This is a genomic window from Actinomycetota bacterium, assembly GCA_014360645.1.
In the GTDB taxonomy this organism is placed as follows: Bacteria; Actinomycetota; Geothermincolia; order Geothermincolales; family RBG-13-55-18; genus Solincola_B.
Map to the genome: position 1 here is coordinate 1 of JACIXD010000019.1, position 12,128 is coordinate 12,128.

General features: G+C 63.3%; 13 protein-coding genes. 7 read left to right on the top strand and 6 right to left on the bottom strand.

Annotated elements, in window-relative coordinates; genetic code table 11:
* Positions 1-331: 331 nt before the first annotated feature.
* The 4 genes from H5T74_13945 to H5T74_13960 all read right to left on the bottom strand — a co-directional run bounded on the left by H5T74_13945 (position 332) and on the right by H5T74_13960 (position 2,914).
* Positions 332-610, bottom strand: a complete 279-nt coding sequence (locus H5T74_13945; GenBank protein ID MBC7231477.1) for a hypothetical protein — start codon at positions 608-610, stop codon at positions 332-334.
* Positions 611-628: 18 nt separating this feature from the next.
* Positions 629-1,174: a hypothetical protein gene (locus H5T74_13950; protein MBC7231478.1), complete on the bottom strand. Its 546-nt coding sequence runs from the start codon at positions 1,172-1,174 to the stop codon at positions 629-631.
* A gap of 201 nt (positions 1,175-1,375) precedes the next feature.
* Entirely contained in the window at positions 1,376-1,939 is a 564-nt protein-coding gene (locus tag H5T74_13955; GenBank protein ID MBC7231479.1) for a hypothetical protein, read from the bottom strand.
* A gap of 702 nt (positions 1,940-2,641) precedes the next feature.
* Entirely contained in the window at positions 2,642-2,914 is a 273-nt protein-coding gene (locus tag H5T74_13960) for an RNA-binding protein (GenBank protein MBC7231480.1), read from the bottom strand.
* Positions 2,915-3,142: 228 nt separating this feature from the next.
* Here H5T74_13960 and H5T74_13965 point away from each other — a divergent pair, with 228 nt between their 5' ends.
* From H5T74_13965 to H5T74_13980, 4 genes are all read left to right on the top strand, one after another.
* Complete coding sequence (locus H5T74_13965) at positions 3,143-3,367, top strand: hypothetical protein (GenBank protein MBC7231481.1); 225 nt, start codon at positions 3,143-3,145, stop codon at positions 3,365-3,367.
* A gap of 228 nt (positions 3,368-3,595) precedes the next feature.
* Positions 3,596-4,156, top strand: a complete 561-nt coding sequence (locus H5T74_13970) for a UPF0236 family protein (GenBank protein ID MBC7231482.1) — start codon at positions 3,596-3,598, stop codon at positions 4,154-4,156.
* Positions 4,157-4,344: 188 nt separating this feature from the next.
* Positions 4,345-5,085 (top strand): GntR family transcriptional regulator, encoded by a 741-nt coding sequence (locus H5T74_13975; GenBank protein MBC7231483.1) that lies wholly within the window; start codon positions 4,345-4,347, stop codon positions 5,083-5,085.
* 10 nt (positions 5,086-5,095) lie between these two features.
* Positions 5,096-5,758 (top strand): cobalamin B12-binding domain-containing protein, encoded by a 663-nt coding sequence (locus tag H5T74_13980; GenBank protein ID MBC7231484.1) that lies wholly within the window; start codon positions 5,096-5,098, stop codon positions 5,756-5,758.
* A 49-nt stretch (positions 5,759-5,807) separates the two neighbouring features.
* Here H5T74_13980 and H5T74_13985 read toward each other — a convergent pair whose 3' ends face one another.
* Both H5T74_13985 and H5T74_13990 read right to left on the bottom strand, forming a co-directional pair.
* Positions 5,808-7,010, bottom strand: coding sequence for a hypothetical protein (locus H5T74_13985; GenBank protein ID MBC7231485.1), 1,203 nt, complete (start codon positions 7,008-7,010; stop codon positions 5,808-5,810).
* Positions 7,011-7,035: 25 nt separating this feature from the next.
* On the bottom strand, positions 7,036-7,674 hold the full coding sequence (locus tag H5T74_13990; GenBank protein ID MBC7231486.1) for a corrinoid protein: 639 nt from the start codon (positions 7,672-7,674) through the stop codon (positions 7,036-7,038).
* Positions 7,675-8,112: 438 nt separating this feature from the next.
* Between H5T74_13990 and H5T74_13995 the strand changes: the two genes are divergently transcribed.
* The 3 genes from H5T74_13995 (at position 8,113) to H5T74_14005 (ending at position 11,493) form a co-directional block, all read left to right on the top strand.
* Positions 8,113-9,300: a beta-lactamase family protein gene (locus tag H5T74_13995; GenBank protein ID MBC7231487.1), complete on the top strand. Its 1,188-nt coding sequence runs from the start codon at positions 8,113-8,115 to the stop codon at positions 9,298-9,300.
* A gap of 105 nt (positions 9,301-9,405) precedes the next feature.
* A complete protein-coding gene (locus H5T74_14000; GenBank protein MBC7231488.1) occupies positions 9,406-10,182 on the top strand; it encodes an SDR family oxidoreductase in 777 nt (258 codons plus the stop codon).
* 825 nt (positions 10,183-11,007) lie between these two features.
* Positions 11,008-11,493, top strand: a complete 486-nt coding sequence (locus tag H5T74_14005) for a universal stress protein (GenBank protein ID MBC7231489.1) — start codon at positions 11,008-11,010, stop codon at positions 11,491-11,493.
* Positions 11,494-12,128: the final 635 nt, after the last annotated feature.

Genomic DNA, 12,128 nt, shown 5'->3' on the forward strand with positions numbered 1-12,128 from the left:
GAGCACGCGATCCGCAGCCTGGATCGTCTACAGGTGATCCCCTTGACCTGTGGGGACTACTCCTTCGAGCTTGCGGCGCGCCCCGATCCAGAGCAGAAGGAGATCCTGGATGCCTTGAAGCTATCCCCTCCCATCTCCATAGATGCAATCGGGGTTGCTAAGAAGGCGGGCTGAGTAAACGATCATGTCTCCGGCTCTTGCTGGAGTTTTACTGAACTCAGTTTAAAATCAGCTCGGAAGTTCCGTTGCAGGCAGTGAACAAACACATGCCCGGAGCCGGGACGCCACTGGAGAAGCACCCCGCGCTGCGCGCCAGATCAACACCGACCCCTTAAGACCCGAAACCACACTCCTCGAAGCGATCGCGGCGCCAGCGGTAGGGGAGGTCGATGATGGTCCCCGGCTCCTCCACCGTCTCCAGGGCCTGGAACATGTCCCTCAGGATGGCGCGCTGCTGGTTCACGTTTCCCGGTTCTCCCAGGGGAGCGCCATAGGGGTAGCGCAGGTAAAGGGTGCGCGGAGCACCGATCTTCTCCGAGAGCTCGCGGTTTAGCGAGAGGGCCACCGTGCACATGCCGTAGGACTCCAACACGCGGGCGATCAGGCTCACGGCCCGGTTGCACATGGGTCAGCCGGGGGTGAGCAGCACCACGTCCACTCCGTCTTCCTTGAGGCGGCGCGCCACCTCGTGGGCGGTGCCCATGGAGGGGTCGATGAGCTCCTTCACGTGCAGGTCGAAGCCGAAGGAATAATGGAAGGCGCCCACCGAGCCGATGGCTCCCTCCTCCTCCAGTTCCCGCAGCCTGTCTATGGGGAAGATGACGTTGATGTCCTTCTCCGCCCGTTCATGGGAGTAGTGGGTGTGGGCGATGCGCAGGCGGGCGGGATCGGCATCCCGGGGGATGGGGCGGAAGGAGGAATCGCCCAGGGAGGCGGCGGTGTCGAAGGGCTCCTGGTCGTCCAGGTGCACCCCGGTGGTGGTGATGAGGCTCACCCTGGCCTCGCGGAGTTCCTTCGCGAAGGGGGTGAGGGCTGGCCTCTCCTCGCACTTGCCGGCGGCCATGGGGCTCACGGCCTTCTCCATCAGCCCGCGGAAGGTCTCCTGGAACCACACGTACAGGGACGAGTTGGCGATCCTGTCGAACCGCGACCAGATGTTCAGCTTCTTGAGCATGTCCGTGGCAACCCTCCTTCTATCTCCCGCCGAGAAGACGCGCCGCGAAAGGCCTGCGCCCGGGCATGCGGCGCATCAATCCTTTCCCTCTCCACAACAAGAGGTTACATCAGGTGGATACCGACAGGCCCCACCCGCAAGATGCCTCTCCGTGCCTCCGCACCCGCCGAACATATCGCGGATCGCGAAAACGTCGCTGCCTTAGGATATCTTAAGAATCCTCTTCCAGGTACGGTGGGCGGGGCAGACGTTCTTCCATTCCTGGGTGGAATTGGCGGCGCAGTAGCGGCAGGCATGGAAGAACTGGCCCAGGAGCACCACGTTCATGATCGCGAGGTACTGCGTGAGGAGTTTGCGGTTGTCCCGCAGGGCGATGGCCGGAGCCCAGAAGATGGTGCTCAGCGAGGCGACCTCCTGCACCAGGCCCAGGTAGCCGGGCTCCTTACCCTCCACGCGGGGGAAGACCATGGAGGTGTACTTCCCTATGTAATAGGAATAGCACATGTTGCCGTAGCCCTCGCAGCGGGAGCAGATAAGGTAACGGGGCCAGGTGAGGAACAAGGCCCATCCCGAAAGCCATACCGCAAGGTGCTTGAATCTGCGCTCTTTGATCATTCCCGCCAGGGCGACCAGGACACCCATGCCGAAGGCGGCGAAGCGCAGGGCCATGATGACGGGATTGGGGCGTGGACAGTTCTTGGCCTCGCAGGAAGCGCTCGCGAGGCAGCCGGAGTCCATCCCCTCGTGTTCGGTTCCGCAGCTCATCCTTAACCTCCTTTTCCGACTCCCTGTCGATTAGCAATTGAATTATATCACTTTTTTTGTCTGGAGTGGTAGCCGGGTTGCAGAGGCAACCCGTGGCCATGCGGCGCTTTCTCCAGGGGCTTTACCGACGCGCCGTCCATCTTTATCGTGGGATATGGCACCGACCGCCAAGTAATCCCTTTTTGTCCGGAGCGATAGCCGGGTTGCAGAGGCAACCCGTGGCCATGCGGCGCTTTCTCCAGGGGCTTTACCGACGCGCCGTCCATCTTTATCGTGGGATATGGCACCGACCGCCAAGTAATCCCTCCATACCGGGAGATGTGGCCTGAATGGGCCGCATCCAGAATCCTCCATCGCGGTCGGAAAGGAGTATCGCCATATCGGCGGGAAAACGTAAGGGCATGACGCAAGTGTAGGCTTACAAGGCAGAGGCGCGTTCGATAGAAGCGTGTCCGCTCGCCCGGGCGGCCGCCGGGCATGACGCGAGAGGGGATTCCCGACAGCGACGGCACGTAGCGGCTTTCGATATCGCCCAAAATCTACCAGCGAAGGGATTCCCCGGCAAAATGAAAGGGGGCTCGCGCGTTCACGGTTTGCCCCCTCGTATCGGCCAGCGCATTCGGAAGAGACTCCAGCGCGCTCAGCGTGCTCGCTGGTGTCGCCTCCGGCGATCCACCGACCCTGTTCAGGATCCCCAGGATCCTAGAAGCGGTAGCTGCGCTTCGGCTGCTCCGCCCTCGGCTTGGCCTCGTTCACGTTGATGCTGCGCCCGTCCAGGTCCTTGCCGTTCAGGCCGCTGATGGCGGCCCTGGCCTCGGCGTCGTCGCTCATCTCGACGAAACCGAACCCGCGCGACCTGCCGGTGTTGCGGTCCACGATCACGTCCACGGAATCAACCGTGCCGAACTGGCTGAAGGCCGAACGGATGCCGTCCTCCGTCGTGGAGTAGCTGAGGTTACCCACGTATATCTTCACTCTTCCACCTCCTTCACAAAATAAATCCCCGAGAACCGCTCCTCGGGGATGTACCAACATCGACCTAGAGACTCTCGACATGACTATTATAACAGTTTCGCAAGCTTTGCCAAGTGGTATTTTATGGATGATGCTGTAACGTTTCGGTAGGCGGCTTTGGGTTGAAAAAGTTTGAGAGGCCACCCTATCATCCTGACAAACCAAGCAGTCGAGACGGAGGCCCTGGAGATGGCCTCGGAGACCTCCTTCCGGCGGGCGGGCAAGCACCCCTCCTTCTTTCTGGCCGAGGAGGTAGGCCATTCCCTGCTGCACCGCAGAACGCAGAGGCGGGGTTCCGAGAGGGCGGAGGAGAAGAGGGCGCGGGCTCTGGACCTCTTCTCCTGCGGCGTGCTGCCCGAATCGGAGCGAAGGGAGGCGGAGAGAGGCTGTTTATGGAGGCGGACGGGTGCATGATCCCCCCGCAGCGGGAAGAGAGAAAAAAGCACGAGCTCAAGGTGGGCATCTCCTACGAGGGCTGGTCCCGGGCAGGCGAGGACAAGTGGAGGACTAAAAACAGGCGGGCCTGCCTCTCCGCAGCCGACGCAGGCACCTTCCTCTCCTGCCGGAGCGCCGATCTCGCCACCGTCTACGACCGCTCCAAGGTAGGCGAGGTCATCTGGTCCTCAGATGGGGCCTCCTCGCTTGTCCGCGGCCGACCTCTTCGCCTGCGCCCATGCTCAGCTGGACCGCTTCCACCTGGCGAGGTCGCTCACCCGGGCCCTGGGGTTCTCGCAGGAGGCCTTCCGTCTCTTTACCCCGGCCAAGGAGGGCAAGGCTGCGGAAGTCGTACAGGGCCTGGAGGGACACCTGGGAAAAGCCGGAGGCGAGGGGAAGAGGAAGCGGATCTCCGAGGCCATCGCTTACATCTCCTCCCTTGCGGCCTGGCTTTCGGACTGGAGGGACGTGCTCCCGGCGGCGGAGGACCACCGCTCGCCCGGGGCCGTCGAGGGCAACGTGGACAAGTGCGCCGCCGACCGCTTCAAGAAACGGGGCATGAGCTGGAGGCCCTGTGGCGCAGGTCACATGCGAAAGATCATCGAGCTTGAGGGAGAACGGGGAGCTCGGCAACTTTATCTCAAGGAGGAGGAGGGCAGACGAGAAGGCGGCCGAGGCGGCCATGGCCTCCTTGCGAAGGGAGGTGAGGAGGAACCCGGAGGCTTGGCTCAGAAAGAACATGCCGCCGCTCGAGACAAGAAGCGGTGACCCCTGGGTGAAAGATGTGCTTATGGGCCTGGCGGGCTACCCTAAGATGGCGTGTCGAGGCGTTGTCGGGATGGGGCGCCTACTTTTTTTGGACAGCAACCGCGACAGGCCGGGGGTTGCATTGGGAAGGCATATATGTATATACATTTATTAATATAAGCGGCGCTTCGAGGGCAAAGACCATAGAGGTGAATGAAAAGAAGATAGACCCGGACGACTACGCCCCCGCCTATCACCAGCTGGCGCAGATCCTGCGCGAGAAGATAATGGGCGGCGAGTTGCGTCCTGGCGATCGCATCCCCAGCGAGGAGGAGTTGGGGGCGGAATACGGCCTCAGCCGCATGACCGTGCGCAGGGCCATATCCACCCTCTCCGAGGAAGGGTTGCTGCGCGGCGAGAGGGGGCGGGGCACCTTCGTCGTCGAACCCAGGGTGGACGGCGGCCTCTTCCTCATCCCCGATTTCCACACGGAGATGCGCAACCGGGGCTTCTCCACCCGCGTCAGGTTGCTGGGCGTGAAGGCGGTCAAGGCCGGCGGCGTGCCGGCGGAGAAGCTGGGGGTTAGGAGGGGTAGGAAGGTCCTGTACCTGGAGCGGGTACTGGAGGGGAACAGGGAGCCCCTGGTGTTCGACCGTAAATATATCCTCTACGACAAGACCCAGCCACTGCTGGAGGAGGAGCTGGGGTACGGCTCCACTGCCGAGTTCTTCCCCGGGGGCTCGGGGCTGAAGCCGGTGCGGGCGGAGTTGAACCTCACCGCCACCGTCCTCTCGGCTCGCGAAGCGGAGCTCCTCGCGAGCAGGAAGGGGGCCCCTGCCTTCTGCATGGAGCAGCTCCTCTACGCCGCCAACGACCTGAGGGTGGTGTGGGGCTGGATGATCTACCGGGGCGACAGGTTCTCCTTCGCCTCGCTGAGCCGACCGCTGTGAGGTGATGAGGGTGACCGGGAACGATCTGGCCGAGGGACTTATCCAGGCCGTGGCGGACGTGGAGGAGGAGAAGGCGCTGGAGCTCGCGGCGGAGATGATCTCGCGCGGCGTGGAGCCCCTGCTCATCATCGACGCCTGCCAGAAGGGGCTGGACGTGGTGGGAAAGAGGTATGAGCGCAGGGAGTATTTCTTGAGCGCCCTGATCATGTCCGGCGAGATCTTCCGTGAGATTACGGTGCTGCTGGAAAAGGAAGGGTATTTTAAGCCTTCAGAGGACGAGGAAGCGCCGAAGGTGATCCTGGGCGCGCCGCTCGGAGACATCCACGACCTGGGGAAATATATCGTCTCGGTGCTCCTACGCCGTGCGGGATTCCGGGTTATCGACCTGGGAGTGAGCGTCGTCCCCGCGAGGTTCGTGGAGGCGGCCGCCGAGGAGGACGCCCGCCTGGTCGCCATGAGCGCCCTCATCACCGCCGCCTACGAGCCCATCCGGGAGACGGTCGCGGGATTCGAGAAGGCCGGCTTGCGGGAAAGGGTGAAGATAATGCTGGGTGGAGGCGCCATCAACCAGATGGTCTGCACCCACACCGGCGCGGACGCCTGGAGCAGGCAGGCCACGGACGCGGTGAAGTTCGCCCGGGAATTCCTGGGCGGGACGCCCGGCCAGTGTTAACCCCCGCCAGGCCTGAAGCCGCGCGTGGTCCCCAAACCCGAGGGCGGGCTCAACCCCTGTCGTAGTAGCCGTACTTGACCACCGAATTGAAGAAGACCTTCACGTTCTCCGGTTTTGCGTTGGCGTCCAGCTCGCAACCCGTGCCCAGGATGAAACCGCCGCCTTTGCCCACTTCCTCGATGAGGCGGTGGCAGTACTCGTCCACCTCGCTGGGCGAGCCCATGGCCATCATGGCCGGGTGCACGTCCCCGTAGATGCACATGCGGTCCCCGAGCACCTCCTTGGCCTTGAAGATGTCGGAGGTCCCGTCGAACTGCACGACGCACTGGCCGGCCGGCAACACCCTCAGCGCTTCCAGGTTGAGGTCCCAGTTCCCGTCCAGGTGCAGGATGCTGGTGATGCCGGCGTCCGCCAGGCGCTCCACCAGCATCTTCAATGACGGCAGGGAGTATTTCCTGAACTGCTCGGGGGAGATGAAGTCGTTGGACGAGCGGTGCAGAGTTATCTGGGCTCTCCTGATGCCAAAGAACTTCACCGCCAGCTTGATGGTCGCGGCAAAGGACTCCACCAGGGCTTCCGCCGCCCTCACGATCTCCTCGGGGCGCTGATAGAGGTCGTTGACGAAGGGGATCAGCCCGCGGGAGAGGGAGAAGGCATCGAAGGGGAGCATGCGGGGGCCCATGGAGTACCACATGGTGACGCCCCTCTCCACCCACTCCCGGAGTTCCCATACGTAATGGGCCATCTGCGCCACGAAGCGGGAGATCACGAAGGGGTAGACCCGCCAGCTGTCCTCGATATGATCGTATATCCTCGGCAGCAGCATCCTGGCCATGCGGTCCCAGGCGAGCGCAGGGGTCTTCCTGCCCAACTCGGCGATCACCCGGTAGTCCTCCGGTTTCATGATCTCCGTCTCGATGAACTGGTGAACGTAGTCCGCCGGCAGCTCGAAACCCGGCTCGAGGGTCTTCATGGGTATGTAATACGAGGCGAGTTCCCGGTAGTAGTAGTGAAACATGTAATACGCATCCCAGGGTCCGAGCTCGTCGAAGACCCTGAGCACGGCTTTCGGATAGAGCTTGCGGTCGAACAGGTCCGCGTAGGTTATGCCGGTATAGTTGGAGATGAAGTAGTAGACCGACGGGACCACCGGCACCCGGTCCGGTATCTGGAGGCGGCAGGCCGCCTGGATGCGCTCCTCCGTGGTCATGGTGTCACGGGGATGGATCTTCCTGGTCACCTTGATCATCATCACCACTCCTCCCGTCGCCCGGCCCCTACTGTCCCGCGGAAGGGGGGATGAACCTCTCGGCCAGCCTCAGGGCTTCGGCGGGGTTCAAGCCGAAGCCGTCGGCGCCGGTATGGTCCACCACCCTCTCGTTGACCGGGCCTCCCCCGATAATCACCTTTATACCATCCCTGAGGCCGGCCTCGGTGAGTGCGTCCACGGTGTTCTTGATGGAATCGAAGGAGGTGGTCAGCAGGGCGGACATGGCCACCAGGGTGGCTCCGGTCTCCCTGGTCTTGTCCACGAAGGCCTGGGGAGGGACGTCCACCCCCAGGTCGTGCACCTCGTAGCCGGCGCAGCGCAGCATGGTGGCGACGAGGTTCTTGCCGATGTCGTGGATGTCGCCCTGCACGGTGCCGATGACGATGCTTCCCTTGCTCGCGGCCGCGTTTCCCTTGAGATGGGGCTCGATCAGCCCCACAGCTTTCTTGAAGATCTCCGCGGACATGATCAGGTCGGGAAGGAAGTATTCCCGGGCCTCGAACTTCTCGCCCACCACCGACATGCCCTCCCGCAGCGACTCGATCACCGCGAGCGGCTCCGCGCCTCCGGAAAGAGCCGCCCGCACCTCCCGCAGGGTCTCCTCCTCTTTTATCTGCGCCAGGAGGACTGCGATGCTCTCGTTCATGGGCTCTTCTCCTTTCCCGTAGGGTTGACTGCCTTTCTTCCCGTCCTGGCTCCGGGGTCAGGCCCCGCAGCCCGCAACGTCCTGCCGTTGGGTTTGGCCGCCGGTATTGGGGGCAGAATCGACATGAAAACCGGCAGCGGCTTCTTCCCGCATCGGTATCGGCGTTGGGTGGCGTCCTGGCTCGGAGATATGCGTGCCTCCTTTCCGGCGGAGAAGCGTTGCATCCGATGCCTATTTGATATAATGTATATACAACTATACTAATAATGTCGTCAAGGGCCGGGTCTGTCAAGGCGCTCGAGGGTTCGCAGGGCCCAGGGCAGAGGTCGGTCAAGGGGGGAGGTGTGATGCCCGTTTCCATCTGCCGTGTCTATCCAGTGCCAGTGCCGCATGGACAGGTCCTGCGGGAAGTACAAGGGATAAGCGAAGGAGGCTGTCATGACTGAAGGGACGTTTGCTCCGGATCTCGTGGATCCCCGCGAGGTGGGCATGGACGCGGAACGCCTGCAGCGCCTGAAGCAGGCGGTGGAAGAAGACACGGCGAGGGGCGTCTACGACGGCGCCGTCTTCGTGGTGGCCCGCCACGGCAAGGTGGTCATGCACGAGGCGGTGGGGAAGACCGACCTCGAGAAGGGGCGCCGGGCCGCTCTCGACGACGTCTTCTTCATCATGTCCATCACCAAGAAGATCACCGCCGTGCGCGTGCTCATGGACGTGGAGAAGGGCAAGTTCCAGCTCAACACGCCCGTGGCCGAGGTCATCCCGGAGTTCGGCATGAAGGGAAAGCAGCGGGTTACCGTGCACCACATCCTCACCCATACCAGCGGCCTCAACACCGAGCTGCCCTACGGCATACCCGTGGACCAGCTGGGCGACATCGAGGCGGTCGTAGCCGCCATGGCCAACGAGCGCGTGCTGTATACCCCGGGGACCTCGGTCTCCTACAACCCCATATGCGCCCACTCCGTCCTGGCGGTGATGGTGACGCGCCTGGACGAGGCGGGCCGCCCCTTCCGCCGCATCCTGGCCGAGGACCTCTTCGACCCCCTGGGCATGGACTCCACCGCCCTGGGGGTGCCGGACCGCCTGCGGGACAGGCTGGTGCCGGTGGTGGTCAGGGACCGCACCCCGGGCCTCTTCGAGCCGCTGCTGCTGGAGGCCCTCAACTTCCTGGCGCAGGAGGATACCGAGCTCCCGGCGGGGGGAGGCATCTCCACCGCCATGGACATCTGCCGCTTCGCGGAGATGCTCAGGCGGGGCGGCGAGCTAAACGGCACTCGCATCCTCGCGCCGGAGACGGTCAGGCTGGCCACCTCCAACCAGACCGGGGACATGGTCAACCACCTCTGGGACTACGCGCGGGAGATGTACGGCTGGCCGGTCTTCCCCGCCTACCTCGGGCTCACCTTCTTCCTGCGCGGCGAGGGCGTCTTCCCCACCCCGCTGGGCCTGACCGCTTCGCCGGGGACCTTCGCGGGCCTGGGTGCCGGGTCCACCATGTTCTGGGTGGACCCGGAGCGGGACCTCACCTTCGTCCTGCTCACCGCCGGCCTGCTGGAGGAGGGCCCGAGCGTCCTGCGCCACCAGCGCCTCTCGGACCTGGTGATCGCGGCGGTGTCGGACTGAGGGAAGCGCGGGCCGGGCACGGCTCCGCGCCCGGTCCCGGTTCGATGATCGGAGTCGACGGAAGAGCCACGCACGGTGGCTCCGGGAAGGGAGAGGAGGTATGACATGTACCCGGAATTCGAGGGCTTCGTGGTCATGGTCACCGGTGCCGCCTCGGGCATCGGCCTGGGCACCGCCGGGCAGTTCATCGCGGAGGGCGCCACGGTCATCTCGCCCGACATCGACGAGGAAGGGCTGGGCAGGGCGGCGGCCGAGCTGGGGGAGAAGTACGTCCCCCGGGTCTGCGACATCTCCAAGGCGGACCAGGTATCCGCGCTGGCCGATTTCGTGCGGGAGAAATACGGCCGGCTGGACGTGCTGGTGAACAACGCCGCCAAGGGCAAGCTCGCCGCCGTGGACGCCATGACCGAGGATGACTTCTACTACCATTACGAGGTGGACGTGAAGGGGACCATGCTCATGGTCACCGCCTTCCTCCCCCTGCTGCGGGAGTCGTCCTATCCCTCCATCGTCAACATCTCGTCCAGCGCCGCCCTGGTGGAGCACGTAAACCACCACTTCCTCTACTCGAGCGCCAAGGCGGCGGTGCTCAAGTACACCAGGCACCTGGCCAGGGACCTTCCCGGCATCAGGGCCAACTGCATCCTCCCGGGGTGGGTGGACACCCCCATCTACGAGCGCGCGGGCTTCGAGCGCTCCTTTGTGGAGCAGGTGTACGAGAAGGCCGTCAAGCATATACCCGCCGGGCGCGTGGCGGAGCCGGAGGACATCGCCAACTGCATCCTTTTCCTGTGTTCGAAGAAGGCGGGCTACGTCAATGGCGCGGCCCTGAGCGTGGACGGGGGCTACCTCACCGGCGCCGACTGGGGGTTCCCCTTCTAGCTCGCTCCACCCTTCGCCCCGGACGGCGGGGCGGTTATCGAGCTGCCCCGACCGGCGATGCTGTAACGTTTCGGTAGGCGCTTTGGGTTGAAAAAGTTTGAGAGGCCACCCTATCATCCTGACAAACCAAGCAAGTTCGACAAGGGGAAAGGGGTGATCTCCCAAATGTTCGATCCGGGGACCATGGTACTGCGTCTGGTGTGGTAGATACTTGTAGCGGTTCCAACCGAGCCCTTTATTTGGACACCTCCTTGCTCTGCTTTTCTTACTACACGGCAAGTATAGGGGGTGTCCACCATGTTTCTGAACCTAGGCAGTGGTATTTTATGGATTGCCGTCAATGATGTCGCCCACTCCCGGTTTCTAATACGTGCGTCCGTCCCGGACATGCGGGGTCGGGTACGTCCCGGTGAACAAGCATCCCTCTCCAGCGCCTCAAGCACAGACCTCCGACGGTCCCGCTTCTGCGGTTACTATGGAAATCGATCCCATGCGGTAAACCCCGACCGTGCAAGGTCCGTCGACAGCTCGCCTGGAGGAGGCGTGCGGGCGACTTCCGCGCGTGGATAGCTCCATGCCGCCTTGGACCTGCTGCCCCACTCAGTATATCATGGTGTTTGGCGATGGAGGGCTGCCCGCCCGAGCATGGAAGAGCCACGGCCTTGATGCGTCATGGAAAACGGCGTATCGCACGAAGTACCGGGGCGCGAGCGGGGTCATCGAGGCCGGAAGCGGAAACTTGACGCAGGGCGCATGCCGCAGACCGTCGCTTCGGAGGGTGACCGCGTGCGCGCAGCCAGGCCGGCGGAAAGGAGGTCGCAGGGGATGATAGAGAAGGTGCTGATTCCCACCGACGGCTCGGAGACCGCGGAGAAAGCCGTCGCCTTCGCGGTGAAGCTTCTCCAGGGCACCGCCTGCGGCGTCACCCTGTTGTCTGTGGTGGAGGAGCCGGTGTATTCCGCCTTCTGGTCTGACGGCCTCATCGCCCCCGAGGTCATCATGCCGCCTCCCGAGGAACTGAGGGAGGAGCTGGACAAGCGCGCTGAGGAGATGCTGGCTGAGAGCGCCGCTCCCCTGCGCGCCGCTGGTCTGGAGGTGACGCCAAAGGTGCGCTTCGGCAACACCGCGGCGGAGATTCTCCAGGAGGCCGAGGAGGGCGGCTATGACATGATCATCATGGGCAGCCACGGTCGCGGTATGCTGAGCGGGTTCCTCCTTGGATCGGTGAGCAACCGCGTCGTGCACCACGCCGGTTGCCCCGTGCTCATCGTGCGCCATGGGGTCAGATCTTCGATCTTCGATCGGGCTTGAGAGACCCCGTTGAGTGCGCCATGGGGTCAGATCTTCGATCTTCGATCGGGCTTGAGAGACCCCGTTGAGAATGCCCTGAGTCATGGCAACTGAAGACCGAAGATCGTTTCATATGGCTTTTCCCTTATGGGTGATCGAGTAGTTGACGGCCCCTTTTGCGTTTGAAGATCGAAGATCTGACCCCACGTGCACGACTTCCTCACCCCCTCGGGACATACGTTATCCGAGGGGATTTTCGGCGCCTCGCTTCGAGTAGATTTTTATTTTTTAGGCAACGAAACCTTTTCGTGTTGATTTATTATGAGTCAATTCGCGCGATTGACACCGCGGGTGACGGCGGCTATCATGTTGCCTATCCCCTCTGGGGATAATTGACAACTGGATATCCACCGCGAAAGGCGATGAAGGGGAGGAGTAAGCCCGCGGGTAGCGCTACAGAGAGCCGGGCCGAGGTTGAGAACCGGTGCGCGAAGCGGGCCGAAGATGGCCCCGGAGCTTCCCGCTGAAAGCGTGAGCGAGTAGGCGAGGACGGATGCCTCCGTTACCACAGGCGAGGGTATCGCGCCGGCGGGCGCCGTACCCGGGGCGGGACGAACGGCTTTCCTGGCCGCCGTGCACCCTCGCCGGCGGCCGTT

Bases quoted from the DNA above. Each gene is read 5' to 3' on its own strand.
- H5T74_13955 (MBC7231479.1), bottom strand. From the start codon at position 1,939: ATGAGCTGCGGAACCGAACACGAGGGGATGGACTCCGGCTGCCTCGCG.
- H5T74_13990 (MBC7231486.1), bottom strand. From the start codon at position 7,674: ATGAACGAGAGCATCGCAGTCCTCCTGGCGCAGATAAAAGAGGAGGAG.
- H5T74_14000 (MBC7231488.1), top strand. From the start codon at position 9,406: ATGTACCCGGAATTCGAGGGCTTCGTGGTCATGGTCACCGGTGCCGCC.
- H5T74_13995 (MBC7231487.1), top strand. From the start codon at position 8,113: ATGACTGAAGGGACGTTTGCTCCGGATCTCGTGGATCCCCGCGAGGTG.
- H5T74_14005 (MBC7231489.1), top strand. From the start codon at position 11,008: ATGATAGAGAAGGTGCTGATTCCCACCGACGGCTCGGAGACCGCGGAG.
- H5T74_13950 (MBC7231478.1), bottom strand. From the start codon at position 1,174: ATGCTCAAGAAGCTGAACATCTGGTCGCGGTTCGACAGGATCGCCAAC.
- H5T74_13965 (MBC7231481.1), top strand. From the start codon at position 3,143: ATGGCCTCGGAGACCTCCTTCCGGCGGGCGGGCAAGCACCCCTCCTTC.
- H5T74_13985 (MBC7231485.1), bottom strand. From the start codon at position 7,010: ATGATGATCAAGGTGACCAGGAAGATCCATCCCCGTGACACCATGACC.